The following is a 25,937-nucleotide window of genomic DNA, read 5'->3' as shown; positions in this document are numbered from 1 at the left end:
CCTATACATAACAAAAAAATTATATTATCATATTTAGTATATAAAATATTAATCAAATGAAGGGAGGATAGTAGAATAAAACATAATTTACAAAGGGGGTATTTAAGTGAAAAATAAGAAACTCTTATCAGCTTTATTAGTTTTGCTACTAGTTGTATCAAGCTTTAGTTTTGCATTTGCAAACGAAACACCAAAGGAAATAGACGAGGAAGTATATTTCCAGTATGTTAGAAACCTTCGTAGAAGTGAAGCAGAAAAGGGTGCTCTACTGGAAAGATTAAATCCAAAAGGTTTTCTAGGGGAAAACTCAAAAAGGTTTAATCCAGATGAAAAAGTCAGAATAATTGTGGAGCTATATGGTGGCTCTGTAGAAGGACCAGCAATAATGGCTTCACAAATTGATGTTTCAGAGAAGCTCTCTATTCAATCCGAAGTAATTAGTGATGTAGAGGGAAATGTAAATATCAAAACCAGACACCAATTTGTTCAAGGCTTTTATGGCTTTAGTGCAGACACTGAGTATAAAAACCTAGAAGAATTAAAAAGTCAAAAAAACGTTAAAAGAGTGTACATAGCAGAAAAATTCACTCTAGATATGAGTAATAGTAGAAAAATAGTAAATACAGAGGAAATAGTTGCCCTTGAAGGTCTTTATGGAGACGGCACACTTATAGCCGTTTTAGATACGGGAGTTGATCCGAACCATAAGGACTGGGAAATGCTAGAGGATGTAGATGTAAAAATTACACCAGAAAAATTTAATGAGATTGCTAAAAAAACAGAGGTTGCAGAAAAGTACTATAATAGCAAAATACCTACTGGATTCGACTGGGCAGATTATGATAACGACGTTACTGGATATGCCAGTGATCATGGTATCCACGTGGCAGGTACAGCAGCAGGGAATGGTACAATTAAAGGAATAGCTCCAAATGCACAAATTCTTGCTGAAAAAGTATTTTCAGATACTGACGAGTATGCATATGAGGATGATATAATTGCAGGTATAATTCATGCAGTTAACTTTAATGCAGATGTAATAAACATGAGCTTAGGCTCTACGGCAGCCTTTTTAGATCCGGAAATTCCATACCATCAAGCGATAAGCTATGCAGTAGAAAATGGTGTTATAGTTGCAGTATCAGCAGGTAACTCTAACTTTTCTACTGCAGTTGGTTGGAACGAGCCTTATGTTCAAAATCCTGATGTTGGATTGGTAGGTTCACCAGGATTATGGTATGACACTATTCAAGTAGCTTCCTATGAGAACGATTATGTAACAGCATATTACATGGACTATGGTGATGATAAAAAGACACAGTATACCAATTCAGGGCCAGATGCCATCACATATTTTGATAAAGAGTCCATGGAACTTGTATATGCAGGGCTAGGGGGCGATGCCGTCGATTTTGAGGGCAAAGATTTTAAAGGGAAGATTGCATTAATACAAAGAGGAGAATTCCCATTTGTAGATAAAATTTCAAATGCAGAGGCTCATGGTGCTGCAGGTGTAATAGTATTTAATCATATAGATGATAGCTTAATAAGTATGATGTATCCTGAAGAGGCAACTATACCGGCTGTATTTATTGGAAAATCAGCTGGAGAAGAGCTGCTAAGCATGCTTCAAGATGGAACTGCAGAAGTTACCTTTGCAGGAAACTCAGGAGAAAATGAAAATATTAATGAAAATAGAATGTCAGGCTTTACATCATGGGGTCTAACTTCAGACTTAGCATTTAAACCAGAGATAACTGCGCCAGGTGGTAATATATGGTCACTTTCAAATAATAATATGTATACAAATATGAGTGGAACCTCTATGGCTGCCCCCCATGTTGCAGGTGGATCAGCCCTAATAGCACAGCACCTTAAAAATAATCATGGTATGGCAGACGATGGTGATACAGTTGATCTTGTAAAACTGTTATTGATGAACACTGCTGAAATAATTGAAGATCCCGACAATAAGGGGCTTCCCTACTCCCCGAGAAGACAAGGGGCTGGTATGATGAAGCTAGACAAAGCAGTTCAAACACCAGCCTACGTTTATACCGAAATAACAGATGATAGTAGACTTTTAAAAGTCCGTAAAAATGCAGCTGTTACCTTAAGGGACAATGTTGAAGCTGAATTTAAATTATACCTCTCAACCCTAGATGAAGCAGAGGCTTCAGTTCCCTATGTGGTTTATTCATCAGTTTTTGAAGATGGGAAAGAAGACAATTATCTAACAATGAAAACAACAGCACTACAAGGAGCAGAGCTTAAGTTACTTTCATCTACTGTTGATAAGGACAATACAGTAACTGGAGTAGTCTATGCAGACCCAGAAACCATAAATACCTTAACATTTAAATTAGATCTTTCAGAGGCAGATATAGAAGATGAGACCTTCGTCGAAGGTTTTATAGAGTTTGTCCCATTAGATAAAAAGCTACCAACTCTATCAGTTCCATATGTTGGCTTCTATGGAGATTGGAACAAACCTAATACAATAGACCCTGCATTCTGGAATAGTGACACCTATACTGAATATACAGGTATTTATGATGACGAGTTAATAAACTACTATAATATGCTTGAGTATGAAACAGACCTTGTAATAGATGTAATTAGACCTGATGTAACACTAGGCTATAACTCTATTGGAGAATTTAATCCAGATTGGATATCCTTTTCACCCTTTACAGGCTATAAGGATAGCGCTCAAGCTATTTATACTATACTAAGAAATGCTAGGGAGTTTAACCTATCAATAGTTGATGAGGATGGAAATGTAGTTAAAGAGTTGTTTGACAATAAAACATTCACTAATCCAGACGATACAAAGCCATTCGAAGAAGGCTTAAGAAAGAATGTAGTTGCAGCTACACCACTAACTCAACATCCTACGTTATTTACTTGGGATGGTACCGACGAGGATAATAATATTGTTGTTGAAGGACAGTACTATTTTGAAGTTACCTCAAAGATACACTATGATCATATTACACCTGTAAGCTATCAATACTATAAAATGCCTATAAAGGTTGACTTAACACCTATAGAGTTAGGAAACATAAAAGTAGAAGATAATATTATAACATGGGAAAGCAACGGTGACGACATCTTTTCATTTACAGTTTTTGTTAATGGAGTTGTAGCTGGAACTACTGTAGTAAATCAGCTTACTGTTGAGGGTGTAACAGCTGAAGATAATATTGTAGTAGTAGCAGAAGATATAGCAGGTAACGCATCATTAGCATATATTGGCGATCCTACAGTAAGAAATGAAGAAATATTCACCAGTATAGGAGTAAACACAGAAGCATATGTTAGCTACCAAAGACCAGCAGAAATAAGAGCCAAAACAAGCCAACCAGTAAGCTGGAAGGTATCAATAGTTAATCCTAATGAAGAAGTAGTAGCAGAGTTCAGTACACCAGATGGAGTATATACTACCTTGTTCTATGAAAGCTGGACTCCAGCAGATAGTTATCAAGCTTCAGGCGCATATAAAGCTATTTTTAATGTTAAGGATATGGAAGGTAATGAAACTATAAAAGAAGCAACCTTCAATGTATACAACTATGATGTATTAGTAAACAACTTATCAATACTAAACACTAATAATGAAGAGTCAAGCAACTTTATTAGAAATGAAATGGTTCAGGTAGAAGCTACAATTAAGAACCTCGGACCAGAAGTTGTAAACCCAACAATAATTATTAAGATAGAAGATAAAAAAGGTGAAGTATTATCCTCAGGCTTAACAGTAGTTGACCTAGAGAAATTAGATGCAAATGAAAGCTCAACGATAAGATCCTTTATTAGCATACCATCCAACGCAAAGAAAGACACATATACAGTTAAAGTATATGTTTGGGATGGCTGGAGGGGCGAAAACATCGAAGCCTTATCTTCGGTTGTTGAAGCCAGCTTTACAGTTAAGTAATAGCATTTAAAAACCAAAGTAAAGGAGTGAAATCGTTGAATAGAAAAGTAATAAGCTTAATGATAGTTTTTATAATGTTTTGTGGATCCGTTGTGGTAACTAGTGGAGATAATGCATATAGTCTTAGCTTAACCATAAATAACAGTCAAGTTAGCCAAAACAGTAGTGTAACTATTAGTGGAAGCGTAGCTAATGATAATACTCCATTCGCAGGAACACCTGTAAAAATTAAAGTAGTAAATGAAAAAAACACATTAGTATTTGTTGAACAGGTAGATACAGATAAAGATGGTAAGTATAAAGCTGTCTTTTACCTATCAGATACAGCAGATAGAGGCAAGTATACAGTTACTGCTTCAGCAGTAGGTATTTCAGAGAGTGGAGAATTTACTGTTGTAAAGTCCTCTACTGGCGGTTCTGGTGGTTCCTCGGGTTCTTCACCTAGTACCCCTTCACAACCTGCACAAAGACCAAAGGATGATAATCAAGAGAAAAATAGCAAAAAATTTGATTCCAAAGGTGGTCAAGTAGCAACAGAGGATGGTAATCTAAAGATTGATGTACCAGAAGGTGCTTTCGATGGAGAAGCTACAATATCCATAAGAGAACTCACAGATGAAGAACAAGAAGAAACAGATAATTCTGCCGAGTTAGATGGATTCAAGATAGTTTCAAGAACATATGACTTTAATATAGACGATAATGTAACCTTTAGAAAACCAGTAACCGTTAAGTTCATATTAGATGATGAGGCTATGGAAGGCAAAGATAAAAGGCTTCTTGGTGTATACCGCTATAACCCAGAAAGTAATAGATGGCAGTATGTTGGTGGAAGACTAAATGATGAAGGAGCAATGGAGGTACAGTTAGATAGATTTAGCATCTACACTGTTATATACTATGAAAAGGTGTTTGATGACATGATTAATCATTGGGCTAAGGATGCAGTTATGGTAACTACAGCTAAACATATTACAAGAGGAGTAACAGATAATCTGTATGCTCCTGATGAAAATGTTACAAGAGCTCAATTTGCAGCACTACTAGTGAGAGCCTTAAATCTTCAGCATCAATCATATGAAGGGATGTTTTCTGATGTCGAAGAAGATGCCTGGTATGCAGTAGAAGTTGAAGCAGCCGCAAGAGCAGGCCTAGTAGTTGGCTCAAACGGTAAATTTAATCCTAATGTTAATATTACCAGGGAAGCAATGGCGACTATGCTGGTTAGAGCTTTAAAGCATGAAGAGGGCTATTCAGCACCACCTATTACAACTGATGCAACTACTACTAAAATACAGCAATATAACGACAAAGAGGAAATCTCAGGCTGGGCTCAAGAATACATTAATACAGCGATAAAAAGTGGCTTAATGCAGGGAATGTCCCCGTCAACCTTTGCACCAAGAGAAACAGCCACAAGGGCTCAGGCAGCAACAACAATATTTAGATTACTAGAGAAGCTAAATAGAATTTAATCATTTAAAAGGATTACCGTAAATGGTAATCCTTTTAAATGTATGTAATAAAATTGTAATACATTAAATGAGGTTTTAGTATGGTTCTTATGGTATAATTTTAAGAGATATCAATTTTTATTTTAGCTATTGGAGGTATTACAGTGGAAGAAATAAGCTTACGAGAACTTATAGAGACACTTATAAAAAGAAAAAATATAATTATTGGATTAACGGTAATAGCAGTACTTGCCGCAGGAATACTAAGCTTTTTTGTACTTGAGCCAGTTTATGAAACTAGAATGGTTTTAATGGCTTCAAATTTTAGTGATAGACTGCAATCAACCCAACAGCAAGGGGAAGGAATTGATAGTATCCTTAATAACCTATCGCAATATCCCAATGTTACCCTAGAGACCTACCGACAACAAATAACAGCACCAAGAATTATGAGGGAAACAATTGCAGATTTAGGCTTAGAGGAGCAATATGATGTTGAATCATTAGCCAAAGCAATTACCCTTGAAACAATTAAAGACACAAACCTAATAACAATAAAAATGCAATGCAACGATTCAGAGCAGGCAGCAGAAATTGTTAATAAGGTAGGAGAAAAATTTGTAAACTTTGTTGCAGATAAAGCTAAAGAACAGGCAACCTCTTCATCTAAGTACATAGAAGCACAAATTATAACTGAAAAAGAAAACTTAGATAAAGCATTATTAGAATTAAAGGAATTTTTAGCTCAACCTCAAGGCACCTCAGAGCTTTCTAAGGAGCTAGATGCTAAATTACAGCAAATTACTAACTATAAAACCCTTTTAGTTGATAGTGAAATAAGAAAAGCAGTACTAATTAATGCAATAAGAGCAACAGAAGAAGAGCTTAGAAAAACGCCAGAAAAGCTAATAACAAGTAAAACAATATTAGAGGATAACATTTTAACTGATTTAGCAAAGGAAAACAATAATCTTTCAACAGAACAATTGACAAATATAAAGATGGAAAATGAAGAAATAAATCCTGTATATATTAATCTACAAAACAACAGATCTAATCTGTTAATCCAGCTACAGGAGGAAGAAGCCCGTATTGAAAATACAAAACTTCAAATAACAGAAACCCAAAGAAAAATAGATAAGCTTCAAATAGAATTGGCTGAGAAGACACATCAAGAAAGACTAATTAATCAGAAGGTTAATATAGCACAAAACACCTACGATGCCTTTGCCAGAAAACACGAAGAGCTTAGGGTTACTGAGTCCTCACAAATAGGAGAATCAAACATGATAGTTATCTCTAAAGCCTTCCCGACAACTAATCCTATCGCACCAAGAAAAGCACTAAATGTTGCTATTGCAGGCGTACTAGGATTAATGATGGGAACCTTTATAGCATTCTTTATTGAATATTGGAAGACGTCTGGAGAAGAGAGCAAAGCCAACGTATAAGAAACGGAGTGTTAAAATGGGAACAAAATCAGCTAAGAAAAAAGATATAAATAAAACTACAAACAAGAATAATCATAAAACCTTACAGTTGGTGCTATTTAGCCTACTCTGTGTATTGGTTTTTTATCCCCCCTTTTTTAGGGGTTTATTCTTTACTGGTGCAATACTTGGTACACATATATTCTCATTATTATTATTTATAGGGTTTTTAGTCTATAAAAAGCTTAATAATGAAAAAATAGTGCTTAACAGCATATTTGATTATATTGGGTTACTACTAATTGTTGCCTATGCATTACCTATAATATTTGGACAATGGGGAAATTTAAGGGATGCTATAGGTGAACTATTAAAATACATTAATGTTTTTCTTGTGTATTTAATGATAAAGGACTTTACTAATGATTCAAAATCAAGAGAAGTTGTACTTAATGTATTAGTGATAAGTGGTGTTTTAGTTTCCTTAATAGGACTAGTTACTGCCTTTGGCTATCTAGACCTACAGGATGCAGTGTTGGGTAATCGTATAGCATCAACCTTTCAATACCCAAACACCCTAGCTGCCTTTACAATGACACTATTCTTTCTTACAGTTTGCTTAATTGAAAAAAGTGATAAAGCTTGGCAAAAAGGCCTATATGCCACATCAGGCTTTATTATGCTATTTACATTTATATTTACCTATTCAAGGGGAGCATGGCTACTTTTTCCTATTTTCTCTCTACTGTGTATTTTAGTACTACCTAGTAGAGCCAGGGTTAATACCATACTTTACTTTATTACTGTGACTATTCCTATAATAACTATACTTCAACCCTTCACTAATATATTAAATAATGAAGAAGGCACAGCAAGGGGCTTAATATTCTTTGCAATTGCCCTTGGCATCTTCTTTATAATATATTACGCAATAGAAGCAGTTAAAAACAGAATATCAAGCACCCACTACAAATATATTTACTCTCTAATAGCCTCTATGGCTTTATTAGCAATAGGGCTTGTAGTTATGGCAATAAATATTACACAACCATTGGTTTTTGATAATATGGATATTTCTGAAAATAAAACAAGGCAAATTCATCGATCCATTAATGATATAAATGCTAATGAAACCTATATTTTAAAATATGAGGTTGAAGGAGCAAATAGCGATGAAAAACAATGGCCCTGGAGGGTTAGGGTATTTAGCGTTAACGACAATAATGAAAGAGAATTGATCTCTCAAAGGATAGGAGAAAATAATGAATCCGGTGAAATACATCAGGAAATAGAAACCCTACAAGACACTACTGGGCTAATAATATACTATACCGTATACTATCCTGGCACTAAGGCAGTCTTCAACCAATCAGCACTGTATAATCTAGAAGAAGAAAAAATAAGTGATATTAAGCTTAGCTATAAATATATTCCCGAATCCATTGTCTCAAGAATTAATGCTATAAATTTAACAGAGGATAGCTCCTCAGCCCGTTTAACCTTTTATAGGGATGGACTTAAGTTCTTTAAGGATTATCCTATTATAGGTGCAGGTGGCGGTGCATGGGAGAGTATATATACTAAATATCAATCGGAACCATATTATACTACAGAAGCCCATAACTACATTATCCAAACTATGGTTGAAACAGGTTCCTTAGGATTATTATTAATTTCCCTATTATTAATTCTACTCTTATATATGCTATGGAGGGCAGCTGTAAAGAAAAACATCTTTAATATTTTTATAATTCTTGCTATTTTATCTTTATATGGTCATAGTATTTTGGACTTTAACTTTTCTTATTTGTCTATTTTACTAACTGCTTGGGTGCTTATTGGTTTAGTAAATGTAGATAGTAATATAAGCAGTATACCTAAAGCTATTAGATTACCTGTTTATGTATTTGCAATACCATCTGTAGCTCTATTGATCTTTACCATGTCATTATATAGCGGATATAGAAATGGACAGTTGGCAGTAAATACTATTAATGGAGGAAATGTTTTGGAAGCAAGGGATTATTTTGAAAAGGCAGTAAAAAGAGATCCCTACAAAGAAACCTATAGGTCTGATTATGCCAATATAATTACATCTATTGCTTCTAAAGAGGGTAATAACACACTAATTAAAGAGGCTGAAGTGCATCACCTAAAGGCATTAAAGCATTCACCATATAATGTAGCTATGTATAGTAGGCTAGCTAATTTGTATTTAGTTACAGCTGAATTTGACAAGGCAATTGAAGCAATAAGTCCTGTTACAGACATTGCACCATTAAGGGCCAGCTCTTACCAAGAAAAATTAAAGACATATATGACAATAGGTAACCACTATTTGCAAAGTGGTAATAATGAAAAAGCTATAAAAAACCTACAAAGCTCCTTGGATGTAATAGATGAAGTTAAAGCTGCAAATAAAGTAGCAGCTGAACCAATTACCTTATCAGATGACACTATGAATTTAATAAATAGAACTAAGTTTTACTTAAAACACCATGATGACATTGAAAAACTTAAACATTTTAATGATATCGCCTATATTAACTATTTTGACATAGATACAGATTTTAATAATATTCCAGACACATGGCGTCTATGGAGATCTTCAAATAAAGAACAGAGTATTGAAACAGGTAACGAAGGTGTAATAATAGATAATACTAAGGACAATAGAGGGGGCATTTTTTCCAACAACTTTACACTACAGCCAAATACTGATTATACTGTTGAGTTAGAATTAGATAATAGCTCTGCATTAGAGAATGCTAGAGTATACGTTATAAGTAGAACTGGTAAATACCAACAACATAGACAGGATACTATAGAAGATTATACCTCAAGCTTTCAATTTACAACTACAGCAGATATAGAAGCAGGAGGCCAATATATTATAATTGAGCATAAAGGTGTTACTAGTGAGCCAATTATAATTAATTCAATTCAAATATTACAACAAGATTACAAATAATATAAATCATTGACCTTTTAAAAAATCAAATATATAATTATATTAGAGCGTTCATTAAATGAACGCTCTAATAACGAAATAAGGTGCAGATATGGATAAAGAATATACATTGCTTGAGGTAATAAAAGAAAATGAAAACATATCCCAAAGACAGATTGCTGAAAAAACTGGGCTTTCACTGGGGAGCGTTAATCTACTTCTAAAGAAAATGATTAAGGAAGGTCTAATAAAGGTGGAGAGTATACCAGCCAATAGAGTGGCCTATATGCTAACTCCAAAGGGAATGGCAGAAAAAATAAGCAAAACCTATAAATACATAAAGCATCACTATAGCTATATAAATGAAACAAAGGAAAAAATAAAAGCACAAATCACTAAGCTATTGGAGGAAAACGACAAAATATATATTATTTTAGGTGAAGATGATATAAGCCAATTAGTTAAAACATCAATATCAGAGCTTGCACCAAAAGGTAAAATAACTATAGCAGATAATAATAAGAAATTAGAGTCTAATATACCAATCGTAGTTTTAAACAATAATGAGTCTAAAAAATATTCATCCTCAGATAACAAAGTATTTATCTTATTTGATATGCTATAGCAGTTAGAAATAGCTAAACGATAGTTAAACGATGGTTAAACTATGATTCAAAGGAAAGGAGTCTTCAAATGGATCAATTGAAAGATGCTAGATGGAAACAAAGGTTTACTAATTTTGAAAAATCTTATAATCTATTAAATCAATATATTAATGAACCAATAGAAACAGAACTGGAAAGAGCAGGCATAATACAGTTCTTTGAAATATGTTTTGAACTTTCTTGGAAGTTGATGAAGGATTATCTTGAAGCCCAAGAACTTAGTGTAAAAAGCCCAAGGGAAACCATCAAGCAAGCGTTTCAAATTGGTCTAGTTGATGATGGACATGTTTGGATTGATGCCCTTTCAGATAGAAACTTAACAGTTCATACATATGATGAAAAATTGGCGAAAAAAATGGTTGATGATATTACAAAAGTATATTTTCCAGAGCTTAAAAAGCTTTATGATAAGTTACTTAAGGAGATATAGAAATGTATGGATTACTTGATAGAGATTTAAAGCTTATTTTAGAAGCTGTTAGCAAGTATAAAGAAATAGATGAAGTAATTCTATTTGGCAGTAGAGCCATGAGAAACTATAAAAAAGGTTCAGATGTTGACCTAGCCATAGTAGGGGAAAATATAGATAGAAAGATACTTAGAAAAATAAGTGACGACTTAAATGAAGAATATCCATTACCATATTTTTTTGATGTAGTAGATTATAAAGACATATCAAATAAAGATTTAAAGACACATATTGATAGCGTAGGGAAGTCGATTTATAAAAGGAATTCCATATAACATAGTACAATCTAATTGGTGAAGGGAGTGCTCTTGTGAAAAAGAAAAACGATATAGCAATTCGTTCGAGCACAGCAGAGTACCTGACATATATTGCAGCAACAGGTGATGATTCTCAAAGCTTTGAGATGAGATATGAAGATGAGAACATTTGGCTAACACAGAAGATGTTAGCAGCTTTATACGATGTAGAAGTTCCGACAATCAACGAACATATCAAAAAATTTTTTCTTATCACGAACTTCAAGAGGAAGCAACTATTAGGAAATTCCGAATAGTTCAAACTGAAGGTTCACGCCAGGTAAATAGAGAAGTAAAGCATTACAATTTACAAGTCATTATTTCTGTTGGGTTTAAAGTAAATAACGAACGAGCTGTACAATTTCGCAAATGGGCAAATCAAATTGTAAAGGTTTTGTCTGGGTGATAACAATGGATAAACAATGACTTAACTATAGTTCAACAATGGTTTATACCCGTGAATATGGTGAAAGGATAAAAAATAGTTGAATGATGGCATAGCAGTAGTTCAACGATGGTTTAACAATTGCTTAACGATGGCTCGTGCTTTCTACTATCCAACTTACCAACCGCCCACTAAAGGTGATCACAATGAATAAAAAATCTGATGGGTTTACTTTAATAGAGTTAATTGTTGTGATAGCAATATTAGGAATCATTGCAGCAATAGCTGTTCCAAGATTAGGGGGATTCAGAAGCAAGGCTGAAGAAAGTGTATGTGCCGCTAATAGGAAAACAGTAGAAAGAATGTACTCAGCGTTTCTGGTTGAAAATGATATTGATCATGAGGATAGTATTTTTAATCAATTTCTTATAGATAATTTTAATCAGATATGTCCAACTGGTGGTGTCACTAGCTATGAGGGTGGAAAAGTAAAATGTAGTGCGCATGGTAGTGAGAGTGAAGGTGAGGGAGACGAAGGGCGGGGGGAGGAAGTACCTTGGCTGTGATGAAAGAATGGAGAACGATAGTTTAACGGCTGTTTAACAATGGTTCAACAATGGTTCATCTATCGTTAATTATAACGACGTGAGTATGGTGAAAGGATAAAGAGGCTGCAAACAAGTAATATCAAGGGGTTTGGCATAACTGTGAAATGTACTAATGTTACAGAAACATTACACGTCTATATATTCAACCAAATGGCGAGATTGTGCAAGATATAGTATGAAATCAAGTACGAAACTCAACATATAGAGAAGAAAATTAAGATGCAAAAACAAGCACCTCTATACAATACATAGACTTTAGATAAGGAAGGATGACTGGACTATGGCTTTGTATTTGATGTACATAACGAATAATCCAACAATTGCAGGAATAGCTGAAAGTAGCGGTGTTGACTGGATATTTATTGACCTTGAGATTAACGGGAAAGAAGAACGTCAAGGGCATTTGGACACGGTAATATCAAGACACAATATTGAAGATGTAAAGAGTGTTAAGAGTGTACTTAAGAATTCAAAGCTACTTGTAAGAGTAAATCCTATCTATGAAGGGTCTAAAAATGAAATTAATAAAGTTATTGATGATGGAGCAGACATTGTCATGCTTCCATTTTTTAAGTCAAAAGAAGAAGTAGACACTTTTGTTAGATATGTTGATAAGAGATCCAAAACTATGCTTTTATTAGAGACTCCTGAAGCTGTTGAAAATATTAATGATATTTTGAGTGTTGATGGAATTGACTATATTCATATAGGACTCAATGATCTTCACCTTGGCTATAATATGAAATTTATGTTTGAACTTTTGGCTGACGGTACAGTGGAGAAGTTATGCAATAAGATTAAAGCTGCAGGCATACCATATGGTTTTGGTGGAATTGCACAGTTAGGAAAAGGAAATTTACCAGCTGAAAAGATAATCACAGAACATTATAGATTAGGTTCTAGTATGGTTATTCTTTCAAGAAGTTTTTGTAATGTTAAGCAGACAAGAGAAATATATGACATGAGAGAGCTTTTTCTAAATGGAGTTAAAGAAATTAGAGAATATGAAAAAGAACTTCTTAAGAAGAGTGGAGAGTTTTTTATAAAGAATAGAATTGCTGTTAATGAGAAAGTTGCTGAAATAAAATGCAATATTGAAAAAACACAGAAATGATAAAAGAAGAAGGAGATTTAACAATGTATAAGGTATCTAAACGAACTTTCGATATTTTGTTGAGTGTTGTGATGCTAATTCTTGTAGCTCCCATAATGTTGATTACAGCATTAGTTATAAAGATAGACTCATCAGGTCCGGTTCTCTTTAAGCAGCAACGAGTAGGAAAGAATGGAAAAGACTTCACTATACTTAAATTTAGAACTATGGTTGTGAATGCTGAGAGGATGGGAACCGGATTAGATTCATTTGCAAATGACAGTAGAGTTACAAAAGTAGGTAAATTATTAAGGAACACAAGTTTAGATGAGTTACCACAGTTGTTTAATATATTAAGAGGAGATATGAGTTTTGTAGGACCGAGACCACCAGTAACGTACCACCCATACAAATATGAAGATTATCCCCTCATACCTAAAAGAAGATTTGAAGTTAAACCTGGTGTGACAGGATACGCTCAGATAAACGGTAGAAATGAATTGTCTTGGGATGAAAAGTTTAAATATGATTTGCTTTATATCGAGAATAGGAGCTTTTGGTTTGATTTAAAAATCTTTGTATTGACCATTTTTAAGGTTCTAAAAATGGAAGGTAGTTATGATGTGGAGCAGAATAAGAAAAGTGAAAATGTAGATTAAAGGAGAATTAATAATGAATAATAATCGTTTAATTTGGTTAAATGGTAATATTGTCCCACTAAGCGAAGCAACAATAAATGTTCTGGCACCAACATCACAATTTGGTGCTAACGTATTTGAAGGTATTAGATGTTATTGGAATGGAGAAGATAAACAGCTTTATGCATTTAAGTTAAACGAGCATTTCAAACGTTTAAAAAATTCGATGAAAATGTTTCGTATGGAAGATAAATATACTGTTGAAGAGTTGAAAAAAGGATTTATTGATGTGGTGACAGCTAATAATTATAGGGAAGATATTGCCGTTCGGCAAACTGTATTTATTGATGGTTTTGGATCATGGATGGCTAAAGGTCCTATTAATATGTTTATTGCTCCTATAGCTAAATCAAGAAATGATTTTAACAATAACAGAGGAATAAAGTGTTGTATTAGCTCTTGGGAGAGAATTAGCGATAAGAATCTTTCACCAAAAGTTAAAGTAGGTGCAAATTACATTAATAGCCGTATGGCTCAAATGGAAGCAATAGAAAACGGATATGATTCAGCTATTTTCCTAAATAATCAAGGAAAGGTTTCAGAAGGTCCTGGATCATGTTTGTTCATAGTAAGAGATGGTAAACTTATAACTCCACCGGTTACAGCTTCAATACTAGAAAGTATAACTAGAGATGCAATTATTCAATTAGCCAAGAATGAGTTGAATGTTGAGGTTGATGAAAGAGAAATTGACAGAACGGAATTATATATATGTGATGAAGTCTTTTTATGCGGTTCAGCAATGGAAATTACACCTGTAGTAAATGTGGATGGAATTCAGGTTTCAAATGGTAATCAAGACAATATAACCAAGAGAGTTCATCAAACTTATATCGAAATAGTGGCTGGTAAAAGGGATAATTATTTGAGTTGGTTAACTCCAATATATGTATAGTTCTTTCAATCATATTTAATGAGGAGATTTTGCTAGTGGATAATAAACAAAGAAAAGCATTAAATATACAAAACATCATTATATCTAGCTTCACTAAAGAAGATGTTAACTCTTTCATTCAAATTCACGTTGAAAATTTATTTTCAGAAAGTGAGTTTTCAAAGATCTACCTTGCAGAGAGGTTTAACTATTTACTTAAAAATGAAGATGCCGTTACTGTTTCTGCAAAGAATAGTAATGGGAAAATGCTAGGGTTGGTATATGGTGGACTAGAAGGATACAAAGATAAAATGAACAAATATATAATGAAAAAAATAGCATTGAGTTTCTTTAGAAAGCCATATTTATTGTTTGGTGAGGAATTTATCTACAAGTATAAATCAGCTTTTAAAAAAATTCCTGCAAAAATCAAGAATATAATTACCAAACATGATAATGTTACAAAAAGTTTGAAAACACAATATCAACCCCCAGGTCCAATTTTAAGGTTAACAGGAATTGCTGTATTGGAAGAATACTCACATTTAGGTATTGGCAAACAATTGTTGGCAGGTTATGAAATGGCTGCAAAAGAAAGAAATTATAGAAGTATTATCTTAGAGACACCAGAAACAAATATTAGAGCGATAAAATTCTATGAGAAATTTGGGTGGAAGAACTATATAAATGATAATGGAAATATGGGTAAAGTTTATTATTACAAACTAATCCCTGAAAACTATGGGAGGAAGTAGAATGAATATTACGTTTCTTGTGGGGCATTTAGCGAAAGAAAGACATTCTTTGTTGTATGAACTTGCCCTCGATTTAGGAGAACATAATAATGTAACAGTTATAACTGGATTTCCTTCTAGAAGGATAACCGAGGAAACTAAACAGTATTACTTGGAGAACCCAATTGAACAAGTTGCAGAAAATGTAAAGGTAATTAGAGTGGGTTCGAAAAGCGGTGAAGGAAATGGTCTTTTTATTCGAATGATTAAATATGTGCTTTTAACATTTAGTATTTATAAGGAAGCTAAAAGACATCAAGCTGATGCTATTTATATCTATAGTACTCCTCCTTTCTTAGGTTTACTAGGCACAAAATTTAAAAAAATTGCACCAACGTTATATAATGCCCAAGACTTGTTTCCAGATACACTTGTGAAAATGAAAAAATTAAGTGAGAAAAATTTACTTGTTAAGTTCTTGCGAAATCTCGAAAAAAAAGTTTATAACACAAATACAAAAATTGTTACTATATCTGAAGATATGAAAAATACAATTTTACAGCAAGGGTGCAGTGCAGATAAAGTTGAGGTTATTCAAAATTGGGTTGACATTGATAAAATTAATAAAGTAGATAGAGAAAAGAATCAACTTTTTTCAAAATTTGATTTGGATAAAGAATCTTTCTACATATCATATGCAGGAGATATAGGCTTATTTCAAAATTGGGAAGTTATATTAGACGCTGCAGAAGAACTTGAAAGAGAATTCGATGACATTAAATTTGTCATTATTGGAAATGGTTCGTATAAAAAAAGCATGGAGAAAAGTATCAAAAGAAGGAAACTTAACAATACATTAATGTTTCCATTGCAACCAATTGATTTAATTTCGAGTGCATATAGTTTAGGAGATTTAGAGTTGGTTTCGCTTGAAAGAGATATGACTAAAATTGCGTTGCCGTCAAAAATTGGCCAAATTCTAGCTGCAGGTAGCCCTTTGCTGGGAATGTTTGATTCTGATAGTTATATTTCTAACGAAATTACAAATGAAGGCATTGGTGTAATTGTTAAAAATTTTAAAAAAGAATCCTTAGTTGAATTAGTAAAATATTACTATCACAATAGACATGAACTTGACTTAATGTCCAAAAATGCTAGAAAATATGCTGAGGAAAAATTGGCAAGAAAAACCCAAACATCAAAGTATAATGACTTGTTAAAAGGTATTACAAGCAAACTTTAGGAGGAAAAATCAAATGTTTAAGGACAAAACATTATTAATTACAGGTGGAACAGGATCTTTTGGTAATGCAGTTATGAAGAGATTCCTAAATACAGATATTAAAGAGATTCGAATTTTTTCTCGTGATGAAAAGAAACAGGATGACATGAGAAAACATTACAAGAATGATAAACTGAGATTTTATATTGGAGATGTTAGAGACCTTGCGAGTGTTAAGAATGCCATGCATGGGGTAGATTATATCTTTCATGCAGCTGCTCTTAAGCAGGTGCCTTCTTGTGAGTTCTTCCCACTTGAGGCGGTAAAAACTAATGTATTAGGAACAGATAATGTATTGTCTGGTGCTATTGAGATGGGAGCTAAAAAGGTAATATGTCTGTCTACAGATAAGGCAGCCTATCCGATCAACGCAATGGGAATCTCAAAAGCTATGATGGAGAAAGTTTTTGTTTCAAAAGCTAAGACAGTTGATTCGGAAAAAACTCTCATATGTGGTACCAGATATGGTAATGTGATGGCTTCAAGAGGTTCAGTTATTCCGTTGTTCATTGATCAGATTAAGAGTGGAAAACCCCTTACCGTTACAGACCCTAATATGACGAGATTCCTAATGAGTCTTGAAGAAGCTGTTGAACTTGTTGTATTTGCTTTCCAAAATGCTGAGGCTGGAGACATTATGGTTCAGAAATCCCCAGCATCAACTATAGGAGATTTAGCTCAAGCAGTTAAAGAACTCTTTAAAGCAGACAATGAAATTAAAGTCATCGGAACTCGTCATGGTGAAAAGCTATATGAAACACTTCTTACAAAAGAAGAGCACGTTGTAGCAAAAGACATAGGTGAATTCTATAGAGTGCCTGCTGATAAAAGAGACTTAAACTATGACAAATACTTTGTTGAAGGAGATCAAAAGCTTTCATCTGAAGATGAGTATAACTCTCATAATACAGAAAGGCTTAATATAGAGCAGATTAAAGAAAAATTACTTCAGCTTGATTATGTAAGAGAACAATTGGAAAGTTGGGATAAATAATGAAGATTTTAGTCACTGGGGCAAAAGGCTTCATAGGAAAAAACTTAATAGCTGAGCTGAGAAATAGGAAGTATGATGATATATTTGAGTATGATAGAGATACTGATTTTTCTTTGCTTGATGGTTACTGTAAAGAGGCTGACTTTGTGTTTCATCTTGCCGGTATTAACCGTCCCAAAGAACAATCTGAATTTATGGAGGGCAATTTTGGTTTTACATCCGATTTATTGAATTCTCTTAAGAAGCATAACAACACCTGCCCAGTGATGATTTCATCGTCTATTCAAGCTGAGTTAGTTAATCCTTATGGTGAAAGTAAGAAGGCGGGAGAAAATCTCTTATTTACTTATGTAAAAGAAACTGGGGCTAAAGCCCTTGTTTACAGATTTCCAAATGTGTTCGGTAAATGGTGTAGACCTAATTATAACAGCGCAGTAGCGACTTTCTGTTATAATATTGCACATGACCTTCCTATTCAAGTAAATGATCCAAGCGTAGTAATGAATCTTGTATATATAGATGATGTTGTTAGTGAGCTGATTAATGCTTTAGAAAGAAATGAAAATAAAGTAGATTTATTCTGCGAAGTTCCTGTTGTGCATACCATTACTTTAAGCGAGATAGCGGATTTAATTTATTCATTTAGGAAAAGTAGAGAAGATAGGTCAGTTCCAAATATGGCTGATGCATTTGCAAAGAAACTTTACAGCACTTACTTAAGCTACTTACCATATGATAAGTTTAGTTATGACTTAAAGATGAATGTAGATCATAGAGGGTCTTTCACTGAGTTCATAAAAACACCAGATCGTGGCCAGGTTTCGGTGAATATCTCAAAACCTGGAATTACGAAAGGTAATCACTGGCACCACACGAAGAATGAGAAATTTCTAGTTGTAAGTGGCAAAGGTGTCATTAGGTTTAGGAAAATAGATTCAGAAGAAGTTTTCGAGTATTTCGTAAGTGGAGACAAGATGGAAGTGGTTGATATACCAACGGGCTATACACACAACATTGAGAATCTTGGAGATTCAGATATGGTAACAATTATGTGGGCCAATGAGACATTTGATCCTGAAAAACCTGATACTTATTATTTGGAGGTATAACTAATGAAGAAATTAAAAGTTATGACTGTCGTTGGGACTAGACCAGAAATAATCAGACTGTCAGCTGTTATAAATAAATTAGATGAGTCAGAAGCGATTGATCATGTTCTTGTTCATACAGGACAGAACTATGATTATGAACTAAATGAAGTATTCTTCAATGACTTCAACTTAAAGAAACCAGATTATTTCTTGAATGCTGCAACGGGAACTGCAGTAGAAACGATAGGAAATATTCTCGTGAAGATTGATCCAATCCTAGAAGAAGTGAAACCAGATGCGTTTCTTGTGTTAGGTGATACGAATAGTTGCCTTTGTGCGATTGCTGCAAAGAGAAGACATATCCCGATTTTTCATATGGAAGCAGGCAATAGATGCTTTGATCAGAGAGTCCCAGAAGAGACAAACAGAAAGATTGTGGACCATACAGCAGATATCAATCTAACATATAGCGATATTGCTAGAGAGTATCTCTTAAGAGAAGGTCTGCCTGCAGATAGAGTGATTAAAACTGGCAGCCCAATGTTTGAGGTTCTAAATTCAAGAAAAGGCCATATTGAGAAATCAGATGTACTCGAAAGGTTAGGATTATATGAAGGTAAGTATTTTGTAGTATCGGCTCATAGAGAAGAAAATATCAGCTCTGAGCAAAACTTTATTGATCTAGTAGATAGCTTAAACACGATAGCAGAAAAGTATCAGATGCCATTGATTGTGAGTACACATCCAAGAACAAGAAAAATGATTGAAGCAAAAGGCATTGAGTTCAATCCGTTAGTTAAAACCATAAAGCCACTTGGATTTAACGATTATGTAAAACTCCAAAAATATGCAAAGGCTGTTTTAAGTGATAGCGGAACAATCAGTGAAGAATCATCAATACTTGGATTTAGGGCACTTAATATTAGACAAGCACACGAGAGGCCTGAGGCAATGGAAGAAGCTTCAGTTATGATGGTTGGGCTTAAGAAAGAAAGAATTATTCAAGGTTTAGAAGTATTAGAAACTCAACAGAAAGATACGTTAAGATTAGTATCAGATTATAGTATGCCAAATGTTTCAGAGAAAGTATTGAGAATCATTTTGTCATATACAGATTATGTAAATAGAGTTGTTTGGGGTAGACATATATGCTAGGAGATGTAAATGTCTCAAGACCTAGAGTTATAGTGATAAGTAATAGTGCGTTTAGTAAAACAAAAAATAATGGAAAAACCTTAGCTTCTTTCTTTAGTAAATTTGATTATAGTGAGGTTGCTCAGCTGTATTTTAATCATGAGAAGCCCACGTCTGATTATTTTAAAAAATATTACAGAATTACAGATATTGATATTTTGAAAAGTTTAATCTTAAGACATTCACCAGGACAAGTAGTTAACTTTGAATCCAAAATAGAAACAAATAATACTTATAGAGGTAGATACAAAAAAGGATATTTGAGAAATGAGTTTTTTCGAATCATCAGAGAAATTGCTTGGATATCAAAAAAGTGGAAAAATGAAAACTTGAATGAATGGCTTGATGACTTTGAACCACAAATTGTTTTCTTATGTGCTGGGGACACTGGTTTTGCATATGATATTGCAAATTATATTCAAAAAAGGTATAAAGCTAAGCTTGTTACTTATATTACTGATGATTATATTCTCCCTAGAAATACTATCTCACTATTTTGGTGGTTAAGAAGATACTATATTTTAAAAAAAATGAAAAATATAGTGCAGAAAAGTGATTTGCTTATAACAATTTCAGAAGAAATGAGCTCTATATATAAAGAATTATTTAATAAAGATAGTATTTTGGCAATGAATATGACTGAATCTATGAAGTTAAACGATGTAGAAATTGTTGAAAATGATGTTATGAAACTTGTATATGCTGGAGGCCTACATTTTAATAGATTTGAGAATATAAACTTATTAGCAAAGGCAATAAAAAAAATAAATTGTGAAAATGGTAAAGAAAAATTGTTGCTTGAAGTATATTCTGGCTATGAACCTGATCAAGAGATTAAGAAACTAATTAATGTTGAAGGGGCTAGTAAATTTTGTGGGAGTCTTAATCAAAATGAATTAAAAAGTGTTTTAAATAATTGTGATATTACAGTTCATGTTGAATCTTTCAATAAAAAAAGTATAGAATCTACAAGATTATCAATATCTACAAAGATTCCAGAGTACTTGTCGCTGAACAAACCAATACTTGCTATAGGACCAAAAGAAGTAGCTTCCATGAGTTATCTAATGGATGTCGCTTTATGTGTAAACAATCCAGAAGATATTTATATAGAATTAAAACGTTTAATTACTGATAAAGCATTGAGACATAATTTGGCAAATGAAGGTAGATTGAAATATGAAATGAACCATAATAAAGACAGCGTTTCAACAAAGCTAGCTAATGAGTTTAATGATTTAATAGAGACTGATACAAATAAATAATGATTAAGAGTGGTGTGATATGGATTTTAAAAAAATTATTTTATGGGTGTATTTTCTGTATACGGTATTTGTAATTCTTTTAATAGGTACTACTACATTAGAAGTAAATAAAACGTTACTATCTATACTATTTATGTGGATTAACTATTTATTCTTTTTTGGCGGGTACAGTTATAAAAAAAATCTGAACACCAAAGTAAAATACAGTTCTAACGGATTTTGGTTACTAATAAAATCAAAACTATCGCTACTTACCATTGGTTTTGTGTCTATATTGTTCTCAATTATGGCTGTAAATTATTATACAGGACAGAATCCAGTAAGGCTTATTTCTAATTTATTAAATAATGTATCGGTATATTATGAGTATCAAAATTATTTTAAGCATAATCAGATTAACGTGCTTACTTTAACGAAAATTCCGTATATATTAATGCTGTTTTACGTGAAATTCTTTCTTTATATAAGTTATATTTCTCTATTCTTATTTAAAGAGATCAGAAGCAAATTTGATAAGTTTTATTTGTTTATGATTACATTTGCTCATATCTATATAGGAGTGGGACGAGGAACTAGTTTTGAGTTCTTTGAGTTGATAATTCTAATTGCATATGTGGTACTATCAAAGCAAAGAAATACTAGGAAGCGAATTATAAACTATAAGACTGCAACTGTAAGTTTGGTGTTAGGAAGTATAGGTGTTTTTATATTATTGAATGGTATTAGTGCTAGAGGCGTTGTTTTTGATTTGTCGATTGTACGTCCAGATGTAAATTATGATGCTAACGGTATAGTATCTAAACTTTTTCCAAAACTGTCATTTTTGATTTATCAATTTTATGGTTACTTTGGTTTTGGATTTTTTTATGTTTCCAGTTATGTTTCTGAAATTTGGTTTTCATCATTTTCAAGTTTAATATCTGGACTTATTCCTTTGGGATTCCAATCATTTAGCAACACGAGTATTCAGGAATTAATGAGTAATATAATTCACGTTGGGGTTAGATGGCATCCAGACTCGATAGTTATTATAAATAATATTGGATATATAGGATTGTTATTATTATGCTTTAGCATGGGAGTATTTTCAAAATATTCATTAATGGAAAAAAATAGAACACCCATTAGTGAAGTCACAAATTACTTAATTCTATTACAGATGATTTCGCTTCCAGTAGGAAACTTTCTTTTTACCTCAAGTGCTAATGAATTAATTGCATTAATGTCTGGAATTTATTGGATGTGGAGAATATTTGTAAATAAAAGGATACGATTTAATAAGAATTCAAAGTTGGTGAGTTGATCATAATATGAAAAAGAATGCATTAATAATTATGGCTTTTGCAATACTCTCAAAAGTATTGGGATTATTAAGAGATTTAGGATTATCATATATATATGGAGCTTCGAATGTTAGTGATGCTTATCTAATTTCATTAACTGTGCCTGGAGTTATTTTTACTTTTGTTGCTACTTCAATAGCAACGGGATATATTCCTATGTATAGCAGTATATTAAAAAAGACCGGAGAAAGTGAAGGGTTAAAGTTCACAAACAACTTAATAAATATAGTTGCTTTGTTGTGTACAGTTATAGTTATCATTACATATCTTTTTACTGACCAAATAGTTATGATTTTTGCCTCAGGATTTGAAGGAGAGGCGCTAAGATTAGCTTCAAATTTTACTAGAATTCTAATTATAGGTATATACTTTACAGGAACAGTGAGTATACTTAGTGGTTTTATTCAATTAAAAGGGAACTATGTAATTCCTGCATTTATTGGTATTCCGCTGAATATATTTTTTATCATCTCAATTTTTTTAAGTTTAAAGTTCAATTTAATGTTGTTGGCAATCGGGAGCTTAATTGCTTATGTAAGTCAACTAGTATTTTTGCTAACATACTTAAAAAAATTCGGATATAAGTATGAATTATATTTAGATTTCAAAGATAGCAATATACAAAAAATGGTTATGATTGGACTTCCAATTATTATAGGCTCTTCAATAAATCAAATCAATATCTTAGTAGATCGAAATATTGCTTCCCAATTAATAGTTGGTGGAATATCTGCTTTAAATTATGCAAATAGGTTGAATTTATTCGTGCAGGGCATATTCGTCACTTCTATTGCGACTGTTATTTTTCCTATGATGTCGAAGAAAACATCGAACAATGATGCTAATGGTTTTAAGTTGATTATTTCTGAGGCTATTAATAGTGTTAATATACTAGTAATACCATCAACTATTGGTTTTTTGCTTTTTTCATATGAAATTGTAACACTTTTGTTTGGAAGAGGAGTTTTTGATATCGCTGCTATAGAACTAACATCATTAGCTTTATTCTATTATTCAATTGGGATGATGGGCTTTGGATTGCGAGAAGTTTTGTCTAGAGCATTTTATTCAATGCATGATACAAAGACTCCGGTTAAGAATGCTGCTTTAGGAATGATTCTTAACATCATTCTTAATATTATATTATCTCGTTATTTGGGTATAGGGGGTTTAGCTTTAGCAACTTCAATTGCAGCTATCTTCACTACTATTCTACTATTTGTAAGCCTTCGCAAGAAAATAGGCCCATTCGGAATGAAGCAAATCAGCATTTCATTCCTAAAAATCTTATTTGCTTCATTAGCTATGGGCGGATTAGCTAAACTGAGCTTTAACTACCTAACAACTTCTTTATCTCAGAACCTTTCGCTTCTAATAGCGATCGGTGTTGGAGCGGTATCGTATTTTGTGATTATCTACTTTATGAAAATTGAAGATGTTGACGTAATTGTTGGAGCAATCAAGAAGAAGCTTGGAAGAGGTGCTACATAGACAATTCGATGTTTGCTTGTAGCTAAATAAGCAGGGGTTCCTTGAAGCTACTGTGGAGACTGCTCTTAGAAGAAGTGATTTGAGAGATGAGTTCTTACAGTATCTAGTTACAATCGTGGAGAAGGATTTAGGATCTTTGTCAGAGGTTGCTGCGGGGAGGTTAGTTGGGGGATATTGAGACGGGCATGAAGAGATATATAATCAGATGCTTCGACAATAAACTCTTCGACAAATACTAAATGGAGGTGTTCAATAAATGAAATCATACATAATTAAAATCGAGCTTGAAGAATCAAATCCACTTATTTGGAGAAGAGTCATCATGCCAGCGGGAGCTACATATAAAAGACTGCATGATGTCATCCAGAACGTGACCAATTTCCAAAGTGGGTATCCCCATTCAGGGTATCATCTATTTGAGTTTGACCTGCCAAAAGAAAACAAAATAGTAACAGATAACGAACAAGCCTACCTTGAACATCAGCATTATGTGAAGAACAAAGATATGTACGAAGAGCGACTAAAGACAATGCCACCAGAAATGCTTCAGTTTGAGAAGCCACATCAGGAACGATTAAAGATTGAGGTCCGTAAGCCATCTGGACTTAAGATTGATGCTTATCTGGAGAAGCATAATGAAATCAGATACAATTATGACTTTGGAGATGACTGGTGGTTTACGATAAAGCTTGAAGAAATCGTTGATGATTATTACTTTGGATATCCGACACTATTTGATGGAGCGGAGACAGCTCCCCCAGAAGATGTTGGAGGAATTCATGGGTTTTATGAGTTTATGAAAATTTACAAGGATGAGAAGCATCCAGATCATCAAGATATCAAGGCATGGGCTGAAGGGATGTACTTTAGAGAATTTGACCCTGATTGGATTAATGAAAGACTCAAAGGAATTAGTTATAAGAAAACTGAGTGGGACAAGATTAACCATGAAAGGTATAATATAATAGAAGATAAGTACAGGAAAAAATAAATCAGTATTTAAAAAGAGCGTTGAAAGTAATTGTTCTATTTACTGCATGGTTTGCCATTAATAAGAAGAAATAATTCGGTTCTTAAAAATGGTCTTGAAAGGGGATGGCCAATTGAAGTATTCAGAAATAGAAGTAAAGAAAATGCTTAAAAAAGGTGACCTGAATCTCGAAGATCAGATTAAGTTTAACATTTTGAACTTCATCAGGACGATTTATTTCAATGAACTGGACTTCATTGAATCATCCTTTGGGACAGAGTTCTTTGGTGAGCTGCCCATGACCTTTCAGAAAAAACCAGGGCAGGTGATGGGACTGATTACTGCTACCATCGATGGAGAGGTGTGGAAGTACGTATTTAACAATAAAGGCTATGAACCTTTAGAGGATTTGCTGGAGTTAGGAAAATAAAGAAAACTTAGTTCAGATTACTTTCTAATTTGGCGGCACATGTAAGGCTTTCTAAATTATATATGATTTGATGGATCAGCTTAACGATTAGTTGGTCCATTTTTAATGCCATTCATAAAGAGGTGAAATTAATTCCCTAGAAACCATAGAAGAGCATCTGTAACTATGCTAAGTGTCAATTACTGACCTATAATCAAAAAAAAGTCTGTAGTGAAGTGTAGTTAGAAATCTGATATAGTATAATTATGATAAACAAATAAGGGGCGAAGCCCAACAAATAC

Annotated in this window: 23 protein-coding genes; all 23 read left to right on the top strand. The window is 33.2% G+C overall.

The annotated features are described in order from the left end of the window. Positions 1-106 precede the first annotated feature (106 nt). The 23 genes from F8154_RS08460 to F8154_RS08355 all read left to right on the top strand — a co-directional run bounded on the left by F8154_RS08460 (position 107) and on the right by F8154_RS08355 (position 25,656). Complete coding sequence (locus F8154_RS08460) at positions 107-3,940, top strand: S8 family serine peptidase (protein ID WP_151861183.1); 3,834 nt, start codon at positions 107-109, stop codon at positions 3,938-3,940. 35 nt (positions 3,941-3,975) lie between these two features. Further along, positions 3,976-5,415: an S-layer homology domain-containing protein gene (locus F8154_RS08455; protein WP_151861182.1), complete on the top strand. Its 1,440-nt coding sequence runs from the start codon at positions 3,976-3,978 to the stop codon at positions 5,413-5,415. A gap of 143 nt (positions 5,416-5,558) precedes the next feature. Then, a complete protein-coding gene (locus tag F8154_RS08450) occupies positions 5,559-6,845 on the top strand; it encodes a GumC family protein (protein WP_151861181.1) in 1,287 nt (428 codons plus the stop codon). 16 nt (positions 6,846-6,861) lie between these two features. Further along, positions 6,862-9,795 (top strand): O-antigen ligase family protein, encoded by a 2,934-nt coding sequence (locus tag F8154_RS08445; RefSeq protein ID WP_151861180.1) that lies wholly within the window; start codon positions 6,862-6,864, stop codon positions 9,793-9,795. A gap of 91 nt (positions 9,796-9,886) precedes the next feature. Next, positions 9,887-10,399: a winged helix-turn-helix transcriptional regulator gene (locus F8154_RS08440; protein ID WP_151861179.1), complete on the top strand. Its 513-nt coding sequence runs from the start codon at positions 9,887-9,889 to the stop codon at positions 10,397-10,399. Between the two features lie 68 nt (positions 10,400-10,467). After that, positions 10,468-10,869, top strand: a complete 402-nt coding sequence (locus F8154_RS08435; protein ID WP_151861178.1) for a nucleotidyltransferase substrate binding protein — start codon at positions 10,468-10,470, stop codon at positions 10,867-10,869. Positions 10,870-10,871: 2 nt separating this feature from the next. Further along, positions 10,872-11,183, top strand: coding sequence for a nucleotidyltransferase domain-containing protein (locus F8154_RS08430; protein WP_151861177.1), 312 nt, complete (start codon positions 10,872-10,874; stop codon positions 11,181-11,183). A gap of 35 nt (positions 11,184-11,218) precedes the next feature. Next, positions 11,219-11,461, top strand: a complete 243-nt coding sequence (locus tag F8154_RS15610) for a hypothetical protein (RefSeq protein ID WP_330577864.1) — start codon at positions 11,219-11,221, stop codon at positions 11,459-11,461. Continuing rightward, positions 11,365-11,610, top strand: coding sequence for a RhuM family protein (rhuM, locus tag F8154_RS15605; RefSeq protein WP_330577863.1), 246 nt, complete (start codon positions 11,365-11,367; stop codon positions 11,608-11,610). The genes F8154_RS15610 and rhuM overlap by 97 nt, the downstream gene beginning before the upstream one ends. 185 nt (positions 11,611-11,795) lie before the next feature. Next, positions 11,796-12,155: a prepilin-type N-terminal cleavage/methylation domain-containing protein gene (locus F8154_RS15525; protein WP_207706862.1), complete on the top strand. Its 360-nt coding sequence runs from the start codon at positions 11,796-11,798 to the stop codon at positions 12,153-12,155. 322 nt (positions 12,156-12,477) lie between these two features. Then, positions 12,478-13,311, top strand: a complete 834-nt coding sequence (locus F8154_RS08415; protein ID WP_151861176.1) for an aldolase/citrate lyase family protein — start codon at positions 12,478-12,480, stop codon at positions 13,309-13,311. Beyond that, positions 13,308-13,949 (top strand): sugar transferase, encoded by a 642-nt coding sequence (locus tag F8154_RS08410; RefSeq protein ID WP_279237173.1) that lies wholly within the window; start codon positions 13,308-13,310, stop codon positions 13,947-13,949. Before F8154_RS08415 ends, F8154_RS08410 begins: the two co-directional genes overlap by 4 nt. 13 nt (positions 13,950-13,962) lie before the next feature. Further along, a complete protein-coding gene (locus F8154_RS08405; protein WP_151861174.1) occupies positions 13,963-14,883 on the top strand; it encodes a branched-chain amino acid transaminase in 921 nt (306 codons plus the stop codon). 35 nt (positions 14,884-14,918) lie between these two features. Further along, entirely contained in the window at positions 14,919-15,617 is a 699-nt protein-coding gene (locus F8154_RS08400; protein WP_192930213.1) for a GNAT family N-acetyltransferase, read from the top strand. A gap of 1 nt (position 15,618) precedes the next feature. After that, positions 15,619-16,839: a glycosyltransferase family 4 protein gene (locus F8154_RS08395; protein WP_192930212.1), complete on the top strand. Its 1,221-nt coding sequence runs from the start codon at positions 15,619-15,621 to the stop codon at positions 16,837-16,839. A gap of 13 nt (positions 16,840-16,852) precedes the next feature. Continuing rightward, positions 16,853-17,872, top strand: a complete 1,020-nt coding sequence (locus F8154_RS08390; protein ID WP_151861171.1) for a polysaccharide biosynthesis protein — start codon at positions 16,853-16,855, stop codon at positions 17,870-17,872. Next, positions 17,872-18,981 (top strand): capsular polysaccharide biosynthesis protein CapF, encoded by a 1,110-nt coding sequence (locus tag F8154_RS08385; RefSeq protein WP_151861170.1) that lies wholly within the window; start codon positions 17,872-17,874, stop codon positions 18,979-18,981. Before F8154_RS08390 ends, F8154_RS08385 begins: the two co-directional genes overlap by 1 nt. A 3-nt stretch (positions 18,982-18,984) precedes the next feature. Beyond that, positions 18,985-20,118 carry a non-hydrolyzing UDP-N-acetylglucosamine 2-epimerase gene (gene wecB / locus F8154_RS08380; protein WP_151861169.1) on the top strand — a complete coding sequence of 378 codons (1,134 nt, stop codon included), beginning with the start codon at positions 18,985-18,987 and terminating at the stop codon, positions 20,116-20,118. Next, positions 20,112-21,422 carry a glycosyltransferase family protein gene (locus tag F8154_RS08375; protein ID WP_151861168.1) on the top strand — a complete coding sequence of 437 codons (1,311 nt, stop codon included), beginning with the start codon at positions 20,112-20,114 and terminating at the stop codon, positions 21,420-21,422. The genes wecB and F8154_RS08375 overlap by 7 nt, the downstream gene beginning before the upstream one ends. 19 nt (positions 21,423-21,441) lie before the next feature. Beyond that, positions 21,442-22,725 (top strand): hypothetical protein, encoded by a 1,284-nt coding sequence (locus tag F8154_RS08370; protein ID WP_151861167.1) that lies wholly within the window; start codon positions 21,442-21,444, stop codon positions 22,723-22,725. A 7-nt stretch (positions 22,726-22,732) separates the two neighbouring features. Next, on the top strand, positions 22,733-24,256 hold the full coding sequence (gene murJ, locus F8154_RS08365) for a murein biosynthesis integral membrane protein MurJ (protein ID WP_151861166.1): 1,524 nt from the start codon (positions 22,733-22,735) through the stop codon (positions 24,254-24,256). A 256-nt stretch (positions 24,257-24,512) separates the two neighbouring features. After that, entirely contained in the window at positions 24,513-25,247 is a 735-nt protein-coding gene (locus tag F8154_RS08360; protein WP_151861165.1) for a plasmid pRiA4b ORF-3 family protein, read from the top strand. A 112-nt stretch (positions 25,248-25,359) separates the two neighbouring features. Further along, a complete protein-coding gene (locus F8154_RS08355; protein ID WP_192930211.1) occupies positions 25,360-25,656 on the top strand; it encodes a hypothetical protein in 297 nt (98 codons plus the stop codon). The last annotated feature ends 281 nt before the right edge of the window (positions 25,657-25,937 follow it).

Origin of the sequence: Alkaliphilus pronyensis (assembly GCF_009017275.1) — a bacterium.
Taxonomy (GTDB): domain Bacteria; phylum Bacillota; class Clostridia; order Peptostreptococcales; family Natronincolaceae; genus Alkaliphilus_C; species Alkaliphilus_C pronyensis.
This window is presented reverse-complemented; position numbering and strand designations above follow the sequence as displayed.